Below are 23,991 nucleotides of genomic sequence, written 5' to 3'. Positions count from 1 at the left end.
GGCTCAAATTCCTTTGATTAGCCTTGTGGCTCTCTCATGGTCCTGTGTGCTCCATAGGTTTTCTCATGTTTTTTGCAAAGAGAAAAGCTTAAGTAAAAAAGGACCTTGATGTATTTTTGCTTTTCAGTTCTTTGCAAGACCATAAAAAGCGCTCAGACGCAAGCTTTTTAAAAAATTGCACAAAAATTTTTTAGAATTTTTAGGGGAATTTATCCCGTTGTGTCGTAAAATATCATCATTGATGGCAATGATATAATTGATGGCAATGATATAAGTTCCGTAAAACCATGAGGTGTTTTTAATTGAGAATATGTGATGAATATTTGAGGGGGGCTTGTCCGGATAATCTTGTGAAATGAACCACATGAAATGGGAAGATAAAAGAGGAAGCTAAAAGAGTTCTGTTCTGAGAAGACGGATTGTTTACCAACTGGATAGGGAAGGGACTTCTGTCCTTTGAGGTGTGGGAGGCAAGTTAAGAACAGAAAGTGTAGCGCTCTATATCATAATGTTAAAAGTTTTCATTTTGATCAGAGAGTAATTGTAAAATGGCTCTTTGTTTTATCGAGGTTAGAACTCTAAATCTTTTGAGCAGCAGGTATTCTTCTGTGCTTGATGCGATTTCATCATGGTGGTATGGGGGCTGTTGTTTTGTTAAGATATTCGCATAGAAAAAGGAAACCAGAACATTTAGGCTATCGGAAATTTCTTTTAAATGCCCTGCGCTGACACGATTTAAGCCTTTTTCATATTTCTGGATTTGTTGGAAAGTGACACCTAAATGTTGACCTAATGTTTTTTGAGACATCTTCAACATTTTTCGTCTAAAGCGAATTTTTTTGCCAATGAATTTCCCACTGAAAATGTCGTTATAAGGATTTTTACCGATACCCTAGAAAATGCTACACGGGATATAGAAAGCTATTCAGCTGCTTCAACCACAGATAAGCCAAGTTTTGCATTTGCATCTTCGCGTAATAATTTGCTAGGGTGTGGGGCATTTTCATTATTTTTAGTATTCTTCTTTCCTTAAATCTTAAAGCTGTAACTTACACTATTTTGTATTGTCACAATCTATAATAAAATTTATCCACTCTGGCTAAAAATGAGGTTTTTTATTAAGCTGCAAATCTCTTTGCCTTTCGCAAGAGCTTTTAAGTTTTTACGTTTAAAATATAGAGAATGGTTACATGAAATAGCGGGTTCATTTGGGATGAGTATTTATATAAGAACGCGGCTCTCCGTTCACGTTATACTGAAAAAGAGACACTATAGTGCTACTATTTAATCTTATTCTATAACTCAAATTCACACCCATGTTTTGTTGTTTTTGGGGTTGATCTGTATAAATCACATTATATCCATTCTGTCGCAACAGATTGATAAATACAGGAGTAAAGTTGTCTGCTGTATTATTTTTCTTTATAAGAAGTGTGGTTGTAGCGGGTGGTAAAAACCCTTTGTTACCGCTAATAAATTTGTTAGCGACTAATTGTGCCTGACGCTTTGTAAGACTTTGATCAACATAATTTGATGAATAATTGCCTACAGATGCGCAACCTGCCACCAACACAACCGGTGACAGCAATAAATATTTTAACATCGTTAATTCCCCTTACTTATTGTTGCTCTTTTTTGCGAAGCTCCTATTCCAAAAATTAAGAGCAACTTTACCTATAGCTACTTAACAACATATCGGTATCTAATCAATCGGTTAATTAATCAATGAATAATGGTTTCAGCTGTAAAGGTTGCTTGAAGTGCTTCTTGCGGCGTATATTTTAATAAACAGCTGTTTTTGGTGATTGTGATAAAAAAGCAATTTTTTGCGTTTGCATGTTAAGATCACGTCCTCTGTCACCATTATAAAATCATGCGTTAGGTGCTGTTCCAGATTGACCAAAAAAAATTTCAAGCATTGCTTTTTGAGGGCTATTTTTTTAAAATCCGCATGAATGCTTATTTTGTTTGCTGTAAAATACTATCGTTTGAGGTGTGGTGCTGTAAGGCATCAAACTTTGCACATGTGATATTTTTATGAGAATGTGTGGTGAATATATGAGGGGGGGGCTTGTCCGGATAATCTTGTGAAATGAACCACATGAAATGGGAAGCTAAAAGAGTTCTGTTCTGAGAAGACGGATTGTTTACCAACTGGATAGGGAAGGGACTTCTGTTCTTTGAGGGGTGGGAGGCAAGTTAAGAACAGAGAGTGTAGCGCCCTATATCATAATGTTAAAAGTTTTCATTTTGATTCAGAGAGTAATTGTAAAATGGCTCTTTGTTTTATCGAGGTTAGAACTCTAAATCTTTTGAGCAGCAGGTATTCCTCTGTGCTTGATGCGATTTCATCATGGTGGTATGGAGGCTGTTGTTTTGTTAAGATATCAGCATAGAAAAAGGAAACCGGAACATTTAGGATATCGGAAATTTCTTTTAAGCGCCCTGCACTGACACGATTTAAGCCGTTTTCATATTTCTGGATTTGTTGGAAAGTAACACCTAAATGTTGACCTAATGTTTTTTGAGACATCTTCAATATTTTTCGTCTAAAACGAATTTTTTTGCCAATGAAAATGTCGTTATCAAGATTTTTGGCTTGCATTTTAAAGCCCCCTCCGAGTGCGAGCGCCCTCGCGTTGGTATTCCGGGAGCTTGAAAATACTGAACTCAAATCAGCCTTTTTGCTTTTAGTGCTTAAAGCACCTGGACATAGCAAAAACTCCCGGAATTCCGGGATACCCACAAAGTGGGGTAAATTCATGTTTGAGTTTTCGGGTTTTCAAGGCCCTATTGGTCGTTGCGTATGCGACCAAAACATCTTTTAATTCATAAAGTAATTTTAGGGAATTTACAATAAAAAATAGTTTTTTTATAAGAGACGGCGTGTTTTTCATCCAAGCAAAAAGAATGAACAAATAGAGCTTTTGGAATTTTCGGATAGCCTAGCTCTTTTGCTTATTGGATATTGTTTGCTTAAGCAAATGATACCAGTACGTTTTCTTTACCAATGGAAATGCCGTTATAAAGATCTTTGGTTTGCATTTTTCCCCGCCGGTTGCGAGCACCCTCGCGTTAGTATTCCGAGAGCTTGAAAATACTGAGTTCTAGTCAGCCTTTTTGCTTTTAGGGCTTATCGCCCCTGGACAGTGCAAAATCTCCCGGAATTTCTATAAATTTTATCTTTTTGAAGCAGAGAGGAGTATTTTAAAAAACAGGAAGGAGCTTTATTGCTTCTTTGTGCGCTTTTTCTAGTTGTGTTTTATCCATGCCTTGGAGCATCATTTCAAGATCAGGGGCTTGCATTTTTGCTTCCTTTGCGAGCATATACCATGCCGCTGCCATTATTATATCGCCTTTTGTTCCTGTGCCATCTCGATAAAGCCTAGCAAGAGAAATCTGTGCTGGTGCTATCATGTTGATAGCATTTCTTTGAAGTAAATGAAAAGCACGGGGAAAATCTGTTTCTCCTCCACGCCCCTGTATAAGCCATTGTGCTAAATGAAGTTGAGCTTTTAAGTGGTTGTTTTGAGCCGCTACCTCCATGAGTTTGCGGGCATTGCGATCATCCTTGGGTCGTGTTAACGTGCCTAAGGCAAGAATTTTTGCAGCAGAAAAAGCAGCTTCAGCATCCCCAAGAGCTGCACCTTTTAAGTACAATTTTAAGGCTTGCTCGATTGCTTCATTTTCACGACTTTGGGAAGAAACACCGGGGAGAGCTTGTTTTTCCTGTGAGGCTTTATAAAGAAGCAGTTGTCCATAATAAAAATAGGCTTCCTTGACGCCTGCATTGACAGCTTTTTGAATGAACTGTTCACCAAGTTCTTGATTTTGTTTTATAAAGTGACCATCAAACAACATAAGTCCATAGCGTAGTTGTGCTTGGGGTTCCCCCTGTTTTGCGGCGCGTTCAAACCATAAAGCAGCACGCGCACCGTCAATAGGGATAGCACATCCCTCCATATAAATTCTGGCAAGAAGAGTTTGTGCAAAAGGATCATTTTTTTCAGCACGTCGGAGTGCTTCACGAAAAGCTTTTAAATAATAACCTTGGATGTAATAGTCATAGGCTTGATCATAGTCTCCAGCTTTTAAGGGCTGAAAAGGTTCTTGAGTGTTTGAAGCTTCTTGAATCGTATTGAAAGAGCCTTCAGAACTTGAGAATTCTTCAGTGTTTCCAGCTGAATTGACAGCAGAACTTGCAAGTCCAATCACGCCTAAGATAAGCAGCTTCACGCTTCTCTTGATCATGGTGTTTTCTCCTCATTACCGATCAGAATTTTCACATTTTTCTTTCATCATTACAAGCCGTATAAGAATCTCATTTCTATATTACTTTTTATTTCTCAGTTTTTCATCTTAGTTAAGGTAGGGTTGGGTAAGTTTAAAAAAATAGCATAAATGTCGACGAGAGCCAGACTGTTTAAAACAATCCTGTTAAAAATAATAATGATGAAGGGTATCGTGTGTAAAAATGCTTATCTTCTATTATATTAAGGGCATCTCCTCCTAAAATGAAAAAATGCTTATAATGGGGGCTGCTTTTTAAAATACGTATGAATGCTTATGAATAGTGCGCTATCCGTGTGATATTAGCTTGCATTCTCATCAGCGATGAGCTGTAAAAAGGCTTTCTTTTTTACCGTGGTGAGAGTTCTAAATCTTTTGAGCAGCAGATATTCCTCTGTGCTTGATGCGATTTCATCATGATGATATGGGGGCTGTTGTTTTGTTAAGATATCCGCGTAAAAAAAGGAAAGTGGAACATTCAAAATATCAGAAATTTCCATTAAACGCCCTGCGCTGACACGATTTAAGCCTTTTTCATATTTTTGAATTTGTTGGAAAGTGACACCTAAATGTTGACCTAATGTTTTTTGAGACATTTTTAGCATTTTTCGTCTCAAACGAATTTTTTTGCCAACAAAAAGATCAATATGAGGATTTTTACTTTGCATTTTTCCCCGCCGGTTGCGAGCGCCCTCGCATGAGTATTCCGGGAGCTTGAAAGTACTGAAATCTAATCAGCTTTTTTTGCTTTTAGTGCTTAAAGCACCTGGACATAGCAAAAACTCCCGGAATTCCGGGATACCCACAAAGTGGGATAAATTCATGTTTAGATTTTCGGGCTTTCAAGACCCTCTTGGTCGTTGCGTATGCGACCAAAACATCTTTTAATTCATAAAGTAATTTCAGGAAATTTACAATAAAAATAGTTTTTTACTTACAAAATTTGTTTTTTAATGAGAGGCTATCCGCTTCTTAAATCTCTCTGGAATGATTGTCAAAATCATGACATTAGCCCCCGTGTTTTTTGAGAGGGTTAAAAAGCCTTAAGTTTTAAGATCAAAAGAACTTTGGATGCTTAAAAGTTAAACATTTTCAATTCGCTAATATTGACAACATAGACAAGAGTAATTATCTTCAATATTCAGGAATAGAAAGGACATACATATGAAGACCACCCTTTCTCCGCTAATTTCAGAGTTCGAAACCGTTGAACAGGAAAGCAGCTACACTGCATGGCTGCGCGATAAGGTAGCGAGAAGTCTTGCAAATCCATATCCTCCTATTCCGCATGATGAGGTTATGGCTGAAATGGAAGTTATAATCAGTCAGCTTGAAGCTGAACAGGAAAAGTGATGCTTCCGATTGTTTGGTTGTCTTCGGCGCGCGACGATTTGCGTCAGATTTTAACGTACATTGCTCGCGAAAATCCATCCGCTGCGCGCCGAATGAAAAGGTTTTTGGAAGCATCCGTACTGCCATTGGCAGAACATCCATATTTATACAGACAGAGCGAGAAGGTATTAGGATTACGAGAAATTGTAGCGCATCCAAATTACCTTATATTGTATCGAGTAGCTGCAAATCAAATCGAAATTGTAGCTGTAGTACATGCCTGACGTGAATTTCCTATTTTTCTTTAATCTAATCAGAGGCTATCTGCCTCTTAAACCTTTCTGGAACAATTACCAAAATTATGACAACAGCCCCGCGTTTATCAAAGAGACTAAAATGATTTCTTCTACGGTAGTGAATTCACACGCAGTCTCTTCATTTAAATTTGCACAATTGCTTGCTGTTTGAGGAAGGGTGGGGGGTGATCGTTTCTTTGAGCCTATAGGATGTGTGTGTCTGTGGAATGTGGTAGGGTGCCTTGTGGTTTTGGGCGTGCGCTTTAAAAAATAAACATAAGCATTATTCAAATTTAATTTAATGCACGAGTAACTTTCTTTTCATCTAATTTCTTTGCATCTAAATTGAAGCCGGCTTCACATAGTCGATGAGAAAGATCTTTAAGTGTTTCTTTTACGTGTTCTTTAAAAGGAAGGTATATAATTCCATTAATATCTGAAGGGAGTTCAAGGTCTTGTTTTTTTAGAATAGCGACATTTTTGCGAGAAAGCGTAGACATTAACATGCCCATTTCGAAAATAACGTTTTGTCGCGCACGGGGTTGTGCTGCTTTTTTGCCGGCAGATTTGGCATAGCCTATATCATCGGGAGTAAGCAGCACAATACCAAATTTTATGAAATCGCTACAGATTCCTTTTTCTAAAGCTTCAATGATGGTTAAGCCATTTCCGCCAGTATTTTGTAAAATGTATGGTTCAAGATTAAAATCATTAAGAATAGATGTAAGTTGCTTTAGGGCAGTACGATCATGACCATGAACGATAAAAATTTTTTTATTTGAAGGATTGGAAGCAGTTTTTGAGGAAGGAATTGTTGATGTTTCTTGTATGTGTTTAACCAAAGCTTTTTCTAGATTTGTCACAGCGGATTCTTTGCCTTGAACGTTGATTGTTCCTGTGCTTTCATACCAATTAATAACGCCTCCTTCGGAGGTTTTGATTTGATATCCTTTAGAAGAATTAAGTGATAGAGACTTAATTTCTATGATTTTATATCCAGCTGTTTTAACTATATCTTTAAGGTCTTCGAAGGTTCCGCTATATTTCACTGTTTATATTCTTTCAATATTGCTGGCTATTAATATAAAATGTTGGTTTATTTTTATAACTATTTGAATTTAAATAGCTTTATGATTTCATATTCTTATACGATGCACAAAAAGAAACGGTCACCTTCCATTCAATTGATTGAAACGTGGGAAAACTTGACTAAATGATGGGAAATTTTACTGCGTGATGAAGCGATCTGATTGAATTGTGAATGAACGAAACGAATTTTTCTCCTATTTATATATGCCGTTATGTGCTCTATATAAGAAGCACGAAAGTTAACGCTTTATTTATAAATTCTCCTCCTATATTACAAGGGGGTGTTTTCACATTTTTCTTGCATTGTTTTAAGCAGTATTAAGGGGTTGTCGTTTCCCAAAATCACTTCTTCTACAGCAATGAATTCACATCCAGTTTTTAAGGCTTCATCAAAGGTTGAAAAATCGCTTCCTGCTTGGATAATGGCGGGGGTTTGCATAATTTCTGCCCACCATGTTGCTAACTGGAGATTGCGGGGGTGCGCATGGGGTTTTTTATCAGCCCCTAATTTGCCAAAAAATAGATAATCAACACCTGTTTCCGCTGCAAGCATAGCACTATGGCGATTGCGTAGATTGCCAAAGCCTATGATTTTTTGTTCCTTTTGCTGATTTTTGAAGCTTTCAAGAGCGTTAAGATCATCTTCTATGTGCAATCCATCAGCCTTTATGCGCCCAGCAATGCGGCTGTCATCAGCGATGAGAAGGGCTGCGTTATGATGTTGAATATCTTCTGCGTAAGTTTGCGCTTGTTGTTGTAAAAAAGAGCTATCATCTTTCAACTTTTCAGAATCATAGAGGATGACGCATGCAAAAGACTTTGTTTGCAAAATTTGCTGCAAAAATGTGTGTGGGGTGTTGCGCCGAACATCGAGTGTTAAAATCAACTGAGGGAAAAGAGGTGGATCAATTGGTTTATTTTTTTGTTCTGTCATGTCAAATCCCTGTTTCTTAGAGAAAAATAATGCTTAAAATTAAAGTTTCATTCTATTATGCTTATTTGCGATGAAAGTGACCACCATTTTCACGTAATTTAAAGGATTTGTGGGTGTGTGGGAGCCTGCTTATGAGAAATGAGAGTGTTTTTAAGCATAATATGTCGCCTTTTTGCTGTGATACATGTATGGATTCTTTTCGTTCTTTTACCTTTAAAAAAATTTTGCCTTTTAAAAAATAAACGCTTAAAATGAAACTTGACTCTTAAAAATTAAAATTTCATCCTGTTGATGCTTGTTGGCAATAAGGGTAACCACCATTTTTATGGGACTTCAAGGGGTTTGTGGCGTGTGGGAGTCCACTGATGAAATACCAAGGTGTTCTTGAGCATAATACTCAACCTTTTCACCGTGATACGCGTATTGACGTTTTTCGTTCTTTAGCCTTATTGACGATTTTCATCAACCATATTCCCAGAACGATCTATGAGTCTTTTACCCATAGAAATTTCGGTTTTTCTGATTGTGCAGAAGTGTTTGTTTTGCTTTCAGGGATTGCTCTTGGGTTAAGTTTTCATGGACGGTTACAGCAAAAATCCTTTGCTTTTATCATCCGAAAACTGTGGTACAGAGCTTTGCAGCTCTATGGCGCATATCTTTTTACTACTTTTGTCACGTTAAGTCTTTTTTTTGCTGCCTTTTTATTATGGAAAACAGAAAAACTTTTATCAATGAACAATGTGGGACTCTTTTTTAAAGAGCCTAGTATCGCATTTTTGAGTACCTTAAGCTTTGGGCATCAATTGGGATATAATAATATTCTTCCTCTTTATATCGTTTTGATGTTTTTTGCGCCTTTTATCCTTTATTTGAGTTGTAAACAGACAAAGTGGCTGCTTTTGGGCTCCTTTACACTGTATCTTATCTGCGGATTTTATAAAATTGCTCCTCCTTCTTATCCCTTAGAGGGAAAGTGGTTTTTAAATCCTTTGTCTTGGCAATTCTTATTTGTCATAGGATTGACCAGTACTTTAGCGCTTAAACAAGGAAAAACAATCGCTTTTCAGTCTTTTTGGATTGTTTGTGCGGCAGCGTATCTCTTGTTGGCGCTGTTATGGGTTCGCTTAAACTGGTGGGGTATTTTGGGATGGCTTGGCTGGTCTTCCCCATTGCTGAACTTTAATAAAACCTTTTTAAGCTTGCCACGTTTACTCCATGTTCTTGCATTAGCCTTTTTTATTCTTTCTTTGCCCTGCATCAATAAATGGTTTTATGTCTCTCAGAAACATCCTTTAGCAATCTTAGGAAAACATAGTTTACCGGTCTTTGTAACGGGAACCATTTTTGCGATGTTTGGACAAATTATAAAAACAGTGATGACAGGAACGTTTTTTTCCGATACCCTCTTAATAATAACGGGTATTGCTCTGCAATTTGGAGTCGCCTATTATTGTGAAAGACGGCGATCTTGGCAGTGGTCCTTTTCAAGGAAACTGATCCGTTTATAAGAAAAACGCTCCTGTAGCGTTTGTTGGGTGCGTTAACCTTAGTATAAAAAGCGCGTTGCGCAAAAAAATTAAAAGAGGTAGCAGTTTAAAAAAAAAGCGTTCTACACAGCAACAAAAGAAACTTTTTAATACTCTATTCGTTGAGTGGTGTAATTTTGTGCTGATACTTGGAGTATAAAAGCGTGAGTGTACATAAACGTCCATATGATGAACCTATTATCATGATTGAGCATAATGCTTTTGAAAATGCTTTTAATCGTCTCTATGAAGAAACAATGGCGCTGATTGAAAAAACCGCAGCGTATATTGATTCAGAAGGGAAATTAGTGGCACGTTCCCTTTCGGCAGAAGTTTCTGCAATCTATGCGAAAGAAGCTATGTATTTAAGTACACGACTGATGCAAATTGCTTCTCAACTCCTTCTTCTTCGGGCAGAGCGCGAAGGGGAAATGTCATCAGAACAAATAAAAAAAGAAATTGTAAAAGTATCACTTCATACACCGACATTGGAACTTGAAACCCCTCATTGGCATGAATTGCCAGAAATTTTCCGCCAATTTGTTTCTCATTCATTGCGTTTAGAAGCGCGCATACAGTATATGCGTGCTGGGTGGGAAACTGCAGCCTCTTGTGCCTTAGAAGATGATAATCCAGTAGGAAAACAAATCGAATTGCTCAAAACAGCCTTTGGGCGTTCTTAGAGGTATTCCCTTGCTTTGCGCGAAGGGGAAATGTCATCAGAACAAATAAAAAAGCAATTGTAAAAGTGTCACTTCATACACCAATATTGGAATTTTTCCCTTTCATTGGCATGAATTGCCAGAAATTTTCCGCCAATTTGTTTCTCATTCATTGCGTTTAGAAGCGCGCATTTTTTTCGTTTAGATATGCGGCTGTAGTTTAAGCGCTCTGGTAAATAAGGGGAGGCTGTAGTTTAAGCGATCCAGTGGGAAAACAAATCGAATTACTGAAAACAGCTTTTGGGGGTGTTTTGAGAAGAATAGCGCCTTGCTTCTTTCTTGCGATATTTAGAGCAATCTACCCATTTTTCACAACCAAAATGTCACAACTAAAACCAATCTAGAGTGCTTTTTTCTGCCTAATTTCTATTTGAGCGTAGGAAATATCTTGAGCTTATAGCTGAGAGGTATTGATTTCGAATTATGGCATGGGATGGGGTATGGTTGGTCTTGTGGAAATCGGCTTTGATTGATTGCAGCTGGAACACTTTCTGTTGATATATCGTGTGATTTTGTTTTGGCTATGATAATGATCAGGCGCTAGATAGAGCTGGGGCTTGTATATCAATTTATTTATGCTCTATAACTTATGCCTATAAAGTTGCTGTAGAGCGTGTGTTAATGAGGATGATACACATTGTGTCAGTTTTTGGGCTTCTCTTGTTTTGAATGGAAGTTATTTTCTTCGCGTAAAATAAAACATCCAAAATAAAGTGCCATATAATGAATGCCTCAGGGGTTCTCTGTGCCCCCATGCAATGTCCCCTCTCTATGCAATGACATTGTGGTGTAATGGGCATATTCAAAAACACCTCTCAGTTCTTGTTCACATCCATTGAGCTCCCTCATCTTAACGCTTGCAACGGAGCAAGCCGGCACCATCATCATATTTGCCAGTCCCCAGTGTTGCGACAAGTTCTTGGCTCTTGAGATGGTTCATTAGAGGCATGTTTAGTCCTTTCTTGTACAGTTTCACTCCATACGGAAATCCCACGTGTGATGTGCAGATAAAAGATTTTGATTGATTTTAGTTATGCTTCATAAAGTATGTTCCATAAAGATGCTGTTCGTTGCGTTTTATAATTGTATAAATTGGGGGGGCATGACCATCTTTTGACTGGTTTTGTCTTGTGCTGCTGTTTTGTTTGTGGTCTTGTCTTTATTCACAAGGGGGAAAAGTGTATAGACTGTAGTTTATGGCAGAGACGATTCGTATTATAGGCATTGATCCCGGATTACGGCGTACAGGGTGGGGCGTTATCGATGTTGCTGGTAATCGTCTTCAGTTTATTGCAGCAGGGACGGTTTCTTCTGATGTAAAGTGTGAGCTGGCTTCCAGATTATGTCAGATCCACAAAGGTCTTTCAGAGGTTGTGCATCAATTTATGCCCCATGAAGCCGCTGTAGAACATGTGTTTGTTAACAAAGATGCTACAGCAACTTTAAAACTTGGGCAAGCACGTGCAATTGCATTGCTGGTTCCTGCGCAAGCAACTCTTCCTGTTTTTGAATATGCGCCCAACAAAGTGAAAAAATCAGTTATTGGTGTTGGACACGGTGCTAAAGAACAAATCCATATGATGGTAAAAGTTCTACTCCCACGTGCTGAATTTGATAGCAGTGATGCGGCTGATGCTCTTGCTCTTGCTCTTTGTCATAGTATGCATCGTAAGAGTATTGACCGATCTTATCAGGCAAGGATGGCGATATGAGTGGGGTGGCAACATGATTGGCAAATTAAAGGGCACCCTTGAACATATCTTTGATGATCATATCCTTCTTGATGTGCACGGTGTGGGGTATGTTGTTTTTGTGTCAAATCGGCTGCGTCCTTCTTTGCCTTCTGTTGGGGAGGCGTTAAGCCTTTTTATTGAAACGCATGTTCGGGAAGACGCAATCCGCCTTTTTGGTTTTGCTACAAGAGCTGAACAGGAGTGGTTTTGTCTTCTACAAAATGTTCCTGGAGTAGGGGCGAAGGTTGCTTTGGCAATCTTGGGTACTTTATCGCCAGATGAACTCGCACAAGCTATTGCCTTAAACGATATTGCGATGATTAGTCGAGCGCCGGGCGTTGGTAAAAAAGTCAGTGAAAGAATTGTGGGTGAACTGAAAAGTAAAACACTCCCCTTTGAACAAGCGGTCAAAACTGTTTCGGTTTCTCAGCGAGAGATGACCAATCAACCTGCGCATGATGCGCTTTCCGCGTTGATGAAGCTAGGGTTTGAACGGGAGCAAGCATCCCGTGCTCTTGCTCTTGCGATGAACGCTCTTGAGGAGGAAACTGTTTCTTCTGCCCTGCTGATCCGCCATAGTCTCAAATTGCTTTCTTCTCCTACTTAAAATCAAGGTAACAATGCATAAAGATGAAGATAAACGCCTTCTGGGTCCCGCTCCCCTTCCTAACGATCCAGATCGTTCCTTAAGACCACAAGTTCTCGATGATTTTATTGGTCAAGAAGCGGCACGGGCTAATTTAAAAATATTTATTGAAGCAGCAAAAACGCGGCAAGAAGCGCTGGATCATGTTTTGTTTGTAGGACCTCCGGGGTTAGGAAAAACAACGCTTTCACAGATTATGGCAAAAGAATTAGGCGTTAATTTTCGCTCTACTTCAGGACCTGTCATCGCTAAAGCAGGAGATTTAGCCGCTCTCTTGACCAATCTCGAAGAACGTGATGTCTTGTTTATTGATGAAATTCATCGCTTAAATCCGGCGATTGAGGAAATTCTTTATCCAGCTATGGAAGATTATCAACTTGATTTGATTATTGGGGAGGGGCCGGCAGCACGTTCGGTGAAAATTGATCTGGCTAAATTTACTTTGGTAGCGGCAACTACACGTTTGGGGCTTTTGACCACACCGCTGAGAGACCGTTTTGGCATCCCAATTCGTCTAAATTTTTATACTATAGAAGAATTGGAATATATTGTGCAGCGTAATGCACGGCTTTTTGCCGTCAAGATCAGTGATGATGGTGCTCATGAAATTGCACGCCGAGCACGGGGCACTCCTCGTATTGCTGGGCGGCTTTTACGGCGCGTTTGTGATTTTGCTTTGGTTAAACAGGCAAAACAAATTGACCAAAAAATCGCCGATGAAGCGCTTTCGCGCCTTGAGGTCGATCATCTTGGGCTTGATCCGCTTGACCGTCGCTACTTGCTCCTGATTGCGGAAACTTTTTTAGGGGGACCGGTGGGGATTGAAACAATTGCTGCTGCTTTATCAGAACCACGCGATGCCATTGAAGATATTGTTGAACCGTATTTGCTCCAACAAGGTTTTATTCAAAGAACCGCTCGTGGACGCATTCTAACTGAAAAGGCTTGGAGCCATTTAGGGCTTTCTGCTCCTGCCTCTACAACGTCTATACAAAGGCGTTCTCAACTTTCTGATGCTCAAGACAATTCATCACTTCAGACGTCTTTATGGGATGGGGAAGATGACTAAGATATTCTCTTTATTAAAAGAAACTATGTGAATATTTTATAGCAAGGTCATAAAATACAAGAGACGTGCTTCTTTTAGTATATTCTGACCAAAAAGGTCTTGCACGATTAAGGGGGGGCTTTTTCTTTTCACAACTTCAACACAAAAATGTGTTCAATCTTTTGATTGATAAATAATTTGCTATATTAGATGATTTTATGGGACATGAAGCCAATGACAGAAATAACTCCTTTTAAGAGCAATCATACAAATGCTTTTCATAATTTTCAGGTCCGCGTTTATGTTGCGGATACAGATTTTTCCGGAGTGGTTTATCATGCGCGTTATCTTGAGTTTTTTGAACGAGGACGTTCAGAGTTTTTACGGGATACCGGTTTTAATAATAAGATGTTAGCAGCAGGGGTTGAGGGGGAAAAACTGTTTTTTGTTGTGCGTCATATGGAAATTAATTTTTCAAGACCAGCTAAAATTGATAATCTTTTAGTTGTTAAAACACGTGTTACTCATATCCAAGGGGCACGCTTTTTTATGGAGCAATCTATTTTGCATGAGGCGACCACGTTGGTAACAGCTAAAGTTGAAATTGCTCTGATTAATGAGGAGGCAAAACCGCGACGTTTACCCAAAGAACTTTTTGCAAAAATGCTTGGTTAAAAGTGTTATTCATTGAGCGAGCAGCTTCAGGAGAGATCAGGGGATATAAAGTAACCTACAATCTAAGACCATACATTTATCATAGCCTAAATGTTTCCCAACAAGGTCACATGATACATCAAAAGAAAGCACCTCTGCTACAATAACTACACTAAATTGAAGATGATATCCCACAAAATTAAACACGCCTCATCCATGTTATGATTCAAAATCAATGTCTCATCATCCATTTTCTGCTATAAACTCAAGATATTTTCTTTCTTTTGAAGAAAGGTTCGTTGGCATAAGAAAACAGCAGAAAAGTACAAAACAAAAAAGAAATAAAAAATGGATTAAGATTTATTTTTATAAAAATGCACATACCCAGCACAATATTGCAATAAAGTGATAATAAGCTATTAGGTCAAAAATTTTCTCAAAACACCCAAAGAGTATTTTAAGCAATTTGATTTGTTTTTTACTGGATTGTCATTTGGCATCACAAGAGCGCATGTCCCATCCATTTTCATCCATAATGCATGACTTTATCTGCGCTCCTAAACGCAGTGAATGAGTGAGAGATTAATGTATACAAAGCAGAAATGTATTCTGGATTTAAAGTTTCAAAAGCATATTATTTTATATAATAGATTGACTTAGAAAGATAAATTATCACTTCTCACGGGTACAAACCCCAATAGAGTCATAGAGTAAAATACTTTCATTTCAAATCTGTTCATGTTGAAACAATTAAAATCATTTGCTTATACATCATAAGATGAGCAATATAAATCATTGAAAAAATTGTAAAAATGTTTCTTATGGATCATTCTCAATGCAATAACGATCAAATATCGCAAGTGAGCAAAGAGAGCGAAGAAGCCGGTTTTCATGAAGTAAAGATGTGAAAAGGCTTTTTTTACGTCATAGAAGCTTGTACGTTATACCATGGTGTCAGAGAGATGATGGGCATTGAAAGGGGCGAATTCACAACACAATGAGACTATATGAGACTTACAATAGATTATATGGGACTACAATAGGGGTGCATGGGTGAGGCGCATTGTTGTGAGGCATTTTATGGTGGTTTATTGTCGTTTTTGTGCCCGAGGGTATCCCCGTATTAAATTCGATGAAAAATGAGAGAAACAATAGTCTGAGGCAAAGCGTAATCTTTCATGATTATAACATATTTATTTATAATGATAATTCATTGCGTTGTCACTTTTGGATAATTCTGAAACTTGTAAGATTTTTTCTTTTCAAGCCCTATTGCTGTGAATTAATCAAAAACATTTTCTTACATGTCACAAGCGGGGTTGGTGAGTGGATACAATACAGAAACACTTGAGAAAGGAATAAAAATGCCTCTTATGAATCTTTTCAAGTGCTAAGATTTATCGCTGCATTTTGAGCTTAAAACGTGTATGATGTTTTAGTTTTTTTTCATGAGCGTAAAGGTGGTGGTGCATAATAGATTTGATATCATGCATTTTTATATCTTTTGTTTTTATAGCATTTATGGGGAAGGCTTTATCGTTATATTTTTCATAAATGCTGTTGTGAAATGAGGGGGGGCGTGTGTTGAGGGATGTCTCTCGTCATCACTTTTTAAAGAAATTTAAGAAACAAGTCTTGTTTTAGCACATGAATTTATGTGAAACTAAGGTTTTTTACTTAAATTTAGAAACTATAAAATAATCTGTTTTATAGAATTTTAAAAAATACACCTTTTATTTAGAGGGACAAAAATTATGCCGCATGGTGAACTAACGAATCCGGAAACAATTGGAATGTTGCATTTGTTTATGCAAGCGAGTTGGATCGTGAAAGGTGTTATGATCGGGTTGCTGCTCGCTTCCATTTGGAGTTGGGCAATTATTTTTGATAAAATTTTTACGTATCGGAGAATACGGCGTGAAATAAAGCAGTTCGAACGTACATTTTGGTCAGGCAAAGCGCTAGAAGATCTTTATGCATCATGTAAAAGTCAACACACCAATAGTATATCCGCCGTTTTTATGGCGGCGATGATTGAATGGAAAAAATCTCTTGAAAAAGGGACCCATACATCGAAAAGTTTGCAGAGCAGAATTGATAAGGCTATGGATTTGACGCTGGGACGTGAAAGTGAAAAAATAGAATCAAAATTAAGTTTTCTTGCGACACTGGGATCTGCGGGGCCCTTTATCGGACTTTTTGGAACAGTTATTGGTATTATGGAGTCTTTTCTTTCTATTTCAGCTTCTCAAAATACATCACTTGCCATTGTCGCGCCAGGGATTGCAGAAGCGCTTTTAGCAACCGCTATTGGTTTGTTTGCAGCAATTCCAGCCGTTATTGCTTATAACAAGTTGACTCATGAAAGTGCGCGCATCATTGCACAAATAGAAAATTTTGCCGATGAATTTTCAACAATTGTATCGCGGCGTATTGATGAAACACGCACAGCACCTTCCTCATTATAAAAAGGAGCTTATCCCATGGGAATTTCTGTTGCTTCTTCTTCTCGAAAAAATACACGCAGGCGCTATCATTCACGAAGCCAACTGATGAGTGAGATCAATGTCACTCCTTTTGTGGATGTCATGCTGGTCTTGTTGATTATTTTTATGGTCTCTGCCCCCCTTTTAGTGAACGGTGTTCCTCTAGATTTGCCTCATAGTCAAGCGGGTCCCGTACGAGCTCAAAAAACGCCCCTTACGGTTTCACTTGACGCGCAAGGGCACTTTGCCATTAATCAAGATTATTATGAAACGTCACAAGCACTGATTGCACACCTTAAAACTCTTCTGGAAGAAGATGCTACACAAAAAGATCAACGGGTTTTTGTGCGGGTTGCTAAAACTGTTGAATATCAGCAAGTATTAAAACTGCTGGCGGATATTCAAAAAGCGGGGTTTTCTCAAGTTGCGTTAGCAAGTCTAGCACAATAAATAATAAGTAATAAAATTTTCGCATAACCCGTTGTTTTTAAAGTGTTTAATAGAGCGAAGAGTGATTAAAAATGAAAAAATATAAGTCATAAATAAGGCATAAAGAATGAACAAAGACTCCTATCATAGCATGAAACGAGGCTTGGCTTTATCCCTTGTGGTCCATGTCATTTTTCTCAGTTGGGGAGCCGTTCAGTTTACAAGCTCTGTCTCTTTACCACAACCATTGGAAGCAATTCCCATCACTCTTGCTCCTTTAGTGGACGAGTTGTCCTCTCAACAAGGATCCGTGAAGGCTCCCATCCGTGCAATCCCTGCCGTTAAACCAACTATGCAACCACAAGAGAAAGAAGATGCACGCCATATTGGAGAGGGACAAATAGATAGTCTAGCACCTTTTCAACCAAAGGAAAAACTGCGTCCTGTTGAAACAGCATCGCTACCACCAAGCAAGAACACGTCAGAAACATTTGCACCCGAACTTACAAAACCAGAATTATTAGAAGCAAAAACAGAGGATACTCCCAAAGTTGCGCCTGAGATGCCTTTGAGAGCACCGGAGGATACTCCCAAAGTTGCACCTGAGATGCCTTTGAGCGCGCCGGAGGATACCCCCAAGGTTGCACCTGAGATGCCTTTGAGAGCACCGGAGGATACTCCCAAGGTTGCACCTGAGATGCCTTTGAGCGCACCGCCGGAGGATACCCCCAAGGTTGCGCCTGAGATGCCTTTGAGCGCGCCGGAAGATGCGCTCAAGCCTGCGCACAAAAATGAAGAGATGATATCGCCAAAAGAATTGGCTCCAACGGTACAGAAGGTACCAGCAGAACAGATTGTTCATCAAGCGCCCAAAATTACACTTCCAGAAAAATCTCTTCTTCCACAGTTTAAACCAAAATTTGACGAAGAATTTCCAAGGAAGAATGCGGCTGCATTGAATCAAAAGACGCCAAAGCTTAACAAGAAAAACCAAGAAAAACAGACTATTGAAGATATTTTAGCACTGGAGGAAAATAATTTGCTCAATCGTGCGCGGTCACAAGGAGGGGGAGCAAAACGTTCTCATACACCAGAAGCTTTGGGCGCAAGAAAAAACATTGATGATACCACAAAAATGGCACAAACATTGGTCAATATTGCGGGGGCATGTATTCAACAGAAGCTTAAACTTGTGGCGCTTGGTGGCGATTTAAAAAACCGTCCGGTTGTGCGGTTGCGATTTTATTTAGATCGTGAAGGGATGGTTGTGGGCGATCCTATCATTGATCCCGTAAGCGGTCTTGAGAGTCAACAAGCTATTATGATAAGGCAGGTGTACGCCGCTGTCTTTTCATGCCAACCTTATGCAGATCTCCCACGTGATCAATATGATCTATGGGGGCAAGGTTTTGACTTTAACGTTGATCCCCTCCAAGAAATCAGATGATAAATGAGAAAAAATAAATTGGCTTAACGAAAGGACACATTCCATGATGACTATAACGAGACATAAAGTTTTTGCTTGGTTTATTGTCACTTGTGGGTTGTGGCTTTCAAGTATTTCATCGGGCTATGCGCAATTGAAAGGGACTATTTCGAGCGCTGATTTTAATCCCATTCCCATTGCAATTACAGACTTTATTTCCAATGATTCGATTGGGTTGAAAATATCTGCTGTGGTGACAGCCGATCTTGAGCGGTCGGGGCTTTTTTTACCGCTTAATAAAGAAAATTTTCTTGAAAATATTTCTAATCCTAATAAACAACCGCATTTTGCGTCTTGGCAGAAAATAAAAGCGCAAGGTTTAGTTACGGGGCAAGTCATGAGAGAAATCGATGGACGTTTGAGGGTCGATTTTCGTTTATGGGATGTTTTTGGACAAAGACAATTGAAAGGACGGCGTTTTTATACCGCGACAGAACGTTGGCGGCGTGTGGCACATATGATCGCAGATGAGATCTATAGTGAGATGACAGGAGAAAGTGGTTATTTTGATACACGAATTGTTTTTATCGATGAAACAGGCCCCCAAAATGCACGCATTAAACGCTTAGCAATGATGGATCAAGATGGCGCAAATTTGATTTATATGTCTGATGGAAGTGAATTGGTGCTTACACCACGTTTTTCCCCAAAAAGACAAGAAATGACCTATATGGCTTATGAGGACAATCAAGTACCTCATGTTTATCTTCAACAAATTGAAATGGGACAAAGAGAGTTGATCGGAACGTTTAATAACATGACAATTGCTCCGCGTTTTTCTTCTGATGGACAAAAGGTCATTATGAGTTTGTTACAAAATGATGGCAGTGCAAATCTTTACACCATGGATTTACGAACCCGTACGATGACGCGACTTACAACAACTTCTGCTATTGATACTTCTGCTTCTTATTCACCGGATGGAAAACAAATCGTCTTTTCCTCAGATCGTAGTGGAAAGCCGCAAATCTATAAAATGAATGCGGATGGGAGTGATATTCAGCGTATTTCTTCAAACGAGGGGAGTTATTCGACACCTATTTGGTCTCCACGGGGTGACTATATCGCCTTTACAAAACAATTAAGCGGACAATTTTCTATCGGTGTTATGCGCCCTGATGGACAAGGAGAACGAATTTTAACCACAGGGTTTCACAATGAAGGACCAACTTGGGCACCCAATGGTCGTGTGCTGATGTTCTTTCGCAAAAATCCCGGTATGGGACCAAAAATCTATACGATTGACATTACAGGACGCAATGAACGTCAATTACCCACCCCCAATGATGCTTCGGATCCAGCATGGTCGCCATTGCTCAATATACAGTAAAACAAAATGCTTAAAAACAGAACATAGAAGGAATATAGTCTATACAGTTTCAAGTTTACACAATCTCAATTGTCTTTAATTATTTAAAAGAAGGAATCGATTATAGTGGGCATGGGGAGTTATGTAGATTTCATCTATCATCTACGGTTGTTTATCGACAATAGAATTTCCTTGGGGGAAAATGCTTAAAAAATTCAAAAACAACATCTTGAAAAAATATAGTCAGAAAATTCTGAGGTCTCTAGATTTCAACTTTTTATTCAAAGTGTCTCTCTATGTTTTTTTGACTTCCTCTTTGATTTGGTTTGCGAAGAGTCCAGACTCTTGTCAAGGGTGTTTTTCTGCTGCTCTCTGATGTGTTTTATTCAAGTACGCTGTTGTTTTAGGTCAGAATATTGATTGATCGGTAATAGCAAAAGGACAGATTTTTAAGATAAATGACATTATTTTATGAAACATACGATGCCATAAAGTTAATGCTATAAAGTCAAAAATTTATCCGCAACGGATTAGAGAGATATATCGGCTTTTTGGATAATACTTTGCTAAACAATCAGCTCTGGCTTTCCATTTGCTTATTTTTATTCTGTGATGTTGTAAAAACACTGTCATTTGAGGTGTGGCGATATAAGGCATATAAACTTCCTTGAGATATTTAAGTGTTTTTTAAGTGCATGGCGAATATTTAGGGGAGTGTGTATTTTTTGAGCCTTAAGTTTCAAATGAATTCCATGAGTGATTCGTTATAGGAATACGTCAAGAAAATCCGAATTGTTTACAGACCAGATCATCTTCATTACTTGAGGGTGGGGAGGTTAATCTTAAAGAACAAAAAGATTAAATAGAGAGGGGTTATAGGGATAATCTTTGGGGCATGTAAGAAAGGCGTGAGGCTACAGAGTTTTTTATGCTTTCTTTTTTGGGTTATGTTTTCTGGAATTAATGGCGGTTTTCTTGTTGCACCAATGGTTAGTCCCCGCTATTGACGCGGGGCTTTTATATGTGCGGATAAAGAGGCGAGGTGACAGATGCTTTTGAAGCCCTCATGAATGAAGAGAGGGCTTGTGCAAATGATAGGAATTATACAGATAATTTTGCCAAAATCTCATCGCTGACATCAAAATTGGCATAAACATTTTGTACATCATCATCTTCTTCTAATGTTGAAATCAGTCGTAAAACGGACAAAGCTTTTTCTTCATCTATTGGTGCAAGGGTGGTGGCTTTCCAAATCGTTTTAATCGATTCTGCTTCACCAAGTTTTGCTTCAAGTGTTTTGGAAACTTCACCAATATCTTCAAATGCGCAGGTAATATGATGTCCGGTTTCTTCTGATTGCACATCTTCAGCACCGGCTTCAATTGCTGCATCCATGATGTTATCGGCTGTCCCTGCTTCTGGCTTATAGATTATTTCACCAATCCGATTAAACATGAAACTGACCGATCCTGTTTCTCCTAGGGCTCCTCCTGATTTTGTGAAGGCGGCGCGCACATTTGAAGCGGTGCGGTTGCGGTTATCAGTTAAAGCTTCAACAATGACGGCAACGCCACCTGGTCCATAGCCCTCATAGCGTACTTCATCATAATTTTCGACATCGGTACCTGAAGCTTTTTTAATCGCGCGTTCAATATTATCTTTCGGCATCGATTGTGCTTTGGCATTTTGAACAGCCAGCCTTAAACGTGGATTCATGGCTGGATCAGGAGCACCTTGTTTTGCTGCTACGGTAATTTCCCGCGCAAGTTTAGAAAATATTTTCGAGCGCATTGCATCTTGACGCCCTTTACGGTGCATAATATTTTTAAATTGTGAATGGCCAGCCATAGTTTTCCTTCCTATTTTAGGGCTTTCTTTCCAGTTGGATACTCTTTAGAATTTAAGGCGACAAAACACGCATCCCACCAGAATAAATGTGCCACAGCATGAGGTGAAGTAATCGAATAAACCCTTTATAAGAAAATTCATCTTAAAGGTAAAGACACCTTAGTTGAGGATCATTACAAGAGAGATCTCTTGTCGTTGAGCAAAAATAACGCTATAACAGAATGTAATCTCATGGCAAAATGGTTTATTCCATGCCTCGCTTTGTTTTAGGAGTGGTTGGAGAGACCTAACATATAAAAAGTTCTAGTGCTCTTGAGTGGGCGGTAACCGGCCTCATAGAAGAGGCGCAGAAGAGGATTTATAAAAAATGGCAACGCAACTTTTGATGCCCAAAGCAACAGCTGTTTGGTTGGTTGATAATACAGCTCTTTCTTTTGATCAGATTGCAGAATTTTGTAAATTGCATGTTTTGGAAGTAAAAGCTATTGCCGATGGTGATGCGGCTTATGGTATTAAAGGTTTAGATCCGATTAGTTCTGGGCAATTGACGCGCAGTGAAATTGCACGGGTGGAGGCTGATCAAAACGCACGCTTGAAAATTTCTCAATCTAGGGTGCATATTCCTGAAAAAAAACGCAAAGGGGCGCGCTATATCCCTCTTTCTCGACGCCAAGATCGTCCCAATGGTATCCTATGGTTGGTTACGAACCATCCTGAGTTGAAAGATGCACAAATTGCACGGTTGATTGGGACAACAAAAGCGACAATTGAACAAATCCGCCTTAGAACCCATTGGAATAGTGCAAATTTGGTTCCTCTTGATCCTGTAGGACTTGGTTTGTGTTCGCAAATCGATTTAGATTTTGAGCTCCAGCGTGCGGCGAAAAATCGCCCTGTTGCTGCAGAAGAAGATAGGTCGTTGCTTCCCGCTTCTGTGACGGAAAACGCTGCCCTAGAGGAAAATGAGAGTGAAGAAAATCTGCATAAGACTTTTGATGCTGATAAAGTTTTTGCAAAGCTGAACGCGCTGCAAAAAAATCGTCAAGATCAAGATGATGCATAAAAAGCTATGACGTATAAGGGAAACATTTCTTATGGAAATGTTAGAGGAATGGCTGGAGAGAAGAAAAATTGGCAGAGACTCAAAAATAAAAATGATGACCAAAAAACAGAAAAATTTCGTCTTCATTAGGAATTAACGGTTATTCTTGAAAATATTTTTAAGAATTTACCCTTCTTTACGACACTCAAGGAGAAACGGACTATGCGCTCTACCCAAAAAAACCTCTCTTATTCCTTAGCTGTCCTCTTTTTTTTCGCACTATGCTTGGCTGGGTGTGGCAAAAAAAATGTCGGTGCACTTAACGGTATGAATGGCGCTTATATGAATGATGCTGGTTTGAATCAGGTGCCACCAGGCTCAGGACAAGAATTTACGGTTAATGTGGGTGATCGCGTGTTTTTTAGTCTCGATTCTTCTTCACTTGATGCTGATGCTGAACGTATTTTAACGCGCCAAGCGGAATGGTTGCTTCATTATCCTTATTATTCTATTATGATCGAAGGTCATGCTGATGAGAGGGGAACACGTGAATATAACTTGGCACTTGGACAGCGCCGTGCTGTTGCTGTGCGAAACTATTTGGTGTCTCTAGGTGTGTCTGAACAACGGATTCAAACAATTTCTTACGGAAAAGAAAGACCTGTAGCGGTCTGTGATGATATTTCCTGTTGGAATCAAAATCGACGTGCTGTGACAACGTTGAGTGACATGAATAGTCATTAAAAAGAAGATTGTTTGTTTCAACTATTCAATAAGCTCTTAAGGGGAAAAAGGAATGTATCGTAAAATCAATTGGAAAACACTCTTTTATATGGCGGTTTTCATAGCTTGTTCTACTTCACTTGTTCAAAGTGCGGCACGAAGGGCTTCCGAATATCCTGCACATGATACGGATAAAGTTGATGAAGTTGATAAGGCATCTAGCGCGGAGGAAAAAGCCACTGACACTGTTAATAAGGCTATCGATGCAGTGAAGAAAGCACCTGAAGCAGCTGATAAAGCAGCATCTAGCGCGGAGGAAAAAGCCACTGACACTGTTAATAAGGCTATCGATGCAGTGAAGAAAGCACCTGAAGCAGCTGATAAAGCAGCATCTAGCG

22 protein-coding genes and 1 pseudogene are annotated in these 23,991 nt (G+C 39.0%); 15 read left to right on the top strand and 8 right to left on the bottom strand.

Features of this window, described 5'->3' with window-relative positions; genetic code table 11:
- Window positions 1–511: 511 nt before the first annotated feature.
- The 5 genes from ACFIKY_RS05365 to ACFIKY_RS05345 all read right to left on the bottom strand — a co-directional run bounded on the left by ACFIKY_RS05365 (window position 512) and on the right by ACFIKY_RS05345 (window position 4,958).
- Window positions 512–889 carry a helix-turn-helix domain-containing protein gene (locus ACFIKY_RS05365; RefSeq protein ID WP_375661536.1) on the bottom strand — a complete coding sequence of 126 codons (378 nt, stop codon included), beginning with the start codon at window positions 887–889 and terminating at the stop codon, window positions 512–514.
- A 315-nt stretch (window positions 890–1,204) separates the two neighbouring features.
- Entirely contained in the window at window positions 1,205–1,603 is a 399-nt protein-coding gene (locus ACFIKY_RS05360; protein ID WP_375647364.1) for a hypothetical protein, read from the bottom strand.
- A gap of 642 nt (window positions 1,604–2,245) precedes the next feature.
- Complete coding sequence (locus ACFIKY_RS05355) at window positions 2,246–2,605, bottom strand: helix-turn-helix domain-containing protein (protein ID WP_375652710.1); 360 nt, start codon at window positions 2,603–2,605, stop codon at window positions 2,246–2,248.
- Window positions 2,606–3,207: 602 nt separating this feature from the next.
- Window positions 3,208–4,251 carry a tetratricopeptide repeat protein gene (locus ACFIKY_RS05350; RefSeq protein WP_375661515.1) on the bottom strand — a complete coding sequence of 348 codons (1,044 nt, stop codon included), beginning with the start codon at window positions 4,249–4,251 and terminating at the stop codon, window positions 3,208–3,210.
- A 341-nt stretch (window positions 4,252–4,592) separates the two neighbouring features.
- Window positions 4,593–4,958, bottom strand: coding sequence for a helix-turn-helix domain-containing protein (locus tag ACFIKY_RS05345; RefSeq protein WP_273787686.1), 366 nt, complete (start codon window positions 4,956–4,958; stop codon window positions 4,593–4,595).
- Window positions 4,959–5,454: 496 nt separating this feature from the next.
- On the opposite strand from ACFIKY_RS05345, the gene ACFIKY_RS05340 reads away from it, so the two are divergent.
- Window positions 5,455–5,643, top strand: coding sequence for an antitoxin (locus tag ACFIKY_RS05340; RefSeq protein ID WP_375619989.1), 189 nt, complete (start codon window positions 5,455–5,457; stop codon window positions 5,641–5,643).
- A complete protein-coding gene (locus tag ACFIKY_RS05335) occupies window positions 5,643–5,906 on the top strand; it encodes a type II toxin-antitoxin system RelE/ParE family toxin (protein WP_375644452.1) in 264 nt (87 codons plus the stop codon). Before ACFIKY_RS05340 ends, ACFIKY_RS05335 begins: the two co-directional genes overlap by 1 nt.
- Before the next feature lie 305 nt (window positions 5,907–6,211).
- Here the strand turns inward: ACFIKY_RS05335 and ACFIKY_RS05330 are convergent, their stop codons facing one another.
- Together ACFIKY_RS05330 and ACFIKY_RS05325 are read right to left on the bottom strand one after the other, a co-directional pair.
- Window positions 6,212–6,967, bottom strand: coding sequence for a TIR domain-containing protein (locus ACFIKY_RS05330; RefSeq protein WP_375644453.1), 756 nt, complete (start codon window positions 6,965–6,967; stop codon window positions 6,212–6,214).
- A gap of 311 nt (window positions 6,968–7,278) precedes the next feature.
- Complete coding sequence (locus ACFIKY_RS05325; RefSeq protein WP_375644454.1) at window positions 7,279–7,941, bottom strand: thiamine phosphate synthase; 663 nt, start codon at window positions 7,939–7,941, stop codon at window positions 7,279–7,281.
- 365 nt (window positions 7,942–8,306) lie between these two features.
- Here ACFIKY_RS05325 and ACFIKY_RS05320 point away from each other — a divergent pair, with 365 nt between their 5' ends.
- The 10 genes from ACFIKY_RS05320 to tolB all read left to right on the top strand — a co-directional run bounded on the left by ACFIKY_RS05320 (window position 8,307) and on the right by tolB (window position 20,001).
- Window positions 8,307–9,449, top strand: a complete 1,143-nt coding sequence (locus tag ACFIKY_RS05320) for an OpgC family protein (protein ID WP_375661514.1) — start codon at window positions 8,307–8,309, stop codon at window positions 9,447–9,449.
- Between the two features lie 182 nt (window positions 9,450–9,631).
- A complete protein-coding gene (locus tag ACFIKY_RS05315) occupies window positions 9,632–10,150 on the top strand; it encodes a DUF1465 family protein (protein ID WP_015856950.1) in 519 nt (172 codons plus the stop codon).
- Between the two features lie 1,235 nt (window positions 10,151–11,385).
- On the top strand, window positions 11,386–11,901 hold the full coding sequence (gene ruvC, locus ACFIKY_RS05310) for a crossover junction endodeoxyribonuclease RuvC (RefSeq protein ID WP_273787693.1): 516 nt from the start codon (window positions 11,386–11,388) through the stop codon (window positions 11,899–11,901).
- A gap of 13 nt (window positions 11,902–11,914) precedes the next feature.
- Complete coding sequence (gene ruvA, locus ACFIKY_RS05305; protein ID WP_375661513.1) at window positions 11,915–12,529, top strand: Holliday junction branch migration protein RuvA; 615 nt, start codon at window positions 11,915–11,917, stop codon at window positions 12,527–12,529.
- Window positions 12,530–12,542: 13 nt separating this feature from the next.
- The gene (ruvB, locus tag ACFIKY_RS05300) at window positions 12,543–13,637 is read left to right on the top strand and encodes a Holliday junction branch migration DNA helicase RuvB (RefSeq protein WP_375635533.1); all 1,095 of its coding nucleotides are present in this window, start codon (window positions 12,543–12,545) and stop codon (window positions 13,635–13,637) included.
- Between the two features lie 213 nt (window positions 13,638–13,850).
- A complete protein-coding gene (gene ybgC, locus ACFIKY_RS05295) occupies window positions 13,851–14,291 on the top strand; it encodes a tol-pal system-associated acyl-CoA thioesterase (protein ID WP_375635534.1) in 441 nt (146 codons plus the stop codon).
- A gap of 1,733 nt (window positions 14,292–16,024) precedes the next feature.
- A complete protein-coding gene (gene tolQ / locus ACFIKY_RS05290) occupies window positions 16,025–16,738 on the top strand; it encodes a protein TolQ (RefSeq protein ID WP_015856945.1) in 714 nt (237 codons plus the stop codon).
- A gap of 15 nt (window positions 16,739–16,753) precedes the next feature.
- Window positions 16,754–17,206 carry a protein TolR gene (gene tolR, locus ACFIKY_RS05285; RefSeq protein WP_375661512.1) on the top strand — a complete coding sequence of 151 codons (453 nt, stop codon included), beginning with the start codon at window positions 16,754–16,756 and terminating at the stop codon, window positions 17,204–17,206.
- A gap of 106 nt (window positions 17,207–17,312) precedes the next feature.
- Entirely contained in the window at window positions 17,313–18,632 is a 1,320-nt protein-coding gene (locus ACFIKY_RS05280) for a cell envelope biogenesis protein TolA (RefSeq protein ID WP_375661511.1), read from the top strand.
- A gap of 43 nt (window positions 18,633–18,675) precedes the next feature.
- Complete coding sequence (tolB, locus tag ACFIKY_RS05275; RefSeq protein ID WP_015856942.1) at window positions 18,676–20,001, top strand: Tol-Pal system beta propeller repeat protein TolB; 1,326 nt, start codon at window positions 18,676–18,678, stop codon at window positions 19,999–20,001.
- A gap of 1,080 nt (window positions 20,002–21,081) precedes the next feature.
- Here the strand turns inward: tolB and ACFIKY_RS05270 are convergent.
- Complete coding sequence (locus ACFIKY_RS05270; protein ID WP_005774608.1) at window positions 21,082–21,828, bottom strand: YebC/PmpR family DNA-binding transcriptional regulator; 747 nt, start codon at window positions 21,826–21,828, stop codon at window positions 21,082–21,084.
- A gap of 367 nt (window positions 21,829–22,195) precedes the next feature.
- On the opposite strand from ACFIKY_RS05270, the gene ACFIKY_RS05265 reads away from it, so the two are divergent.
- The 3 genes and pseudogenes from ACFIKY_RS05265 to ACFIKY_RS05255 all read left to right on the top strand — a co-directional run.
- Window positions 22,196–22,891 (top strand): DUF1013 domain-containing protein, encoded by a 696-nt coding sequence (locus ACFIKY_RS05265; RefSeq protein WP_375611764.1) that lies wholly within the window; start codon window positions 22,196–22,198, stop codon window positions 22,889–22,891.
- Between the two features lie 201 nt (window positions 22,892–23,092).
- Window positions 23,093–23,614 (top strand): peptidoglycan-associated lipoprotein Pal, encoded by a 522-nt coding sequence (pal, locus tag ACFIKY_RS05260; RefSeq protein WP_375644457.1) that lies wholly within the window; start codon window positions 23,093–23,095, stop codon window positions 23,612–23,614.
- A 52-nt stretch (window positions 23,615–23,666) separates the two neighbouring features.
- A pseudogene (locus tag ACFIKY_RS05255) lies at window positions 23,667–23,991 on the top strand (tol-pal system protein); the annotation flags it as partial.

Source organism: Bartonella sp. CR127HXZ (genome assembly GCF_042194555.1).
GTDB lineage: Bacteria > Pseudomonadota > Alphaproteobacteria > Rhizobiales > Rhizobiaceae > Bartonella > Bartonella grahamii.
This window is presented reverse-complemented; position numbering and strand designations above follow the sequence as displayed.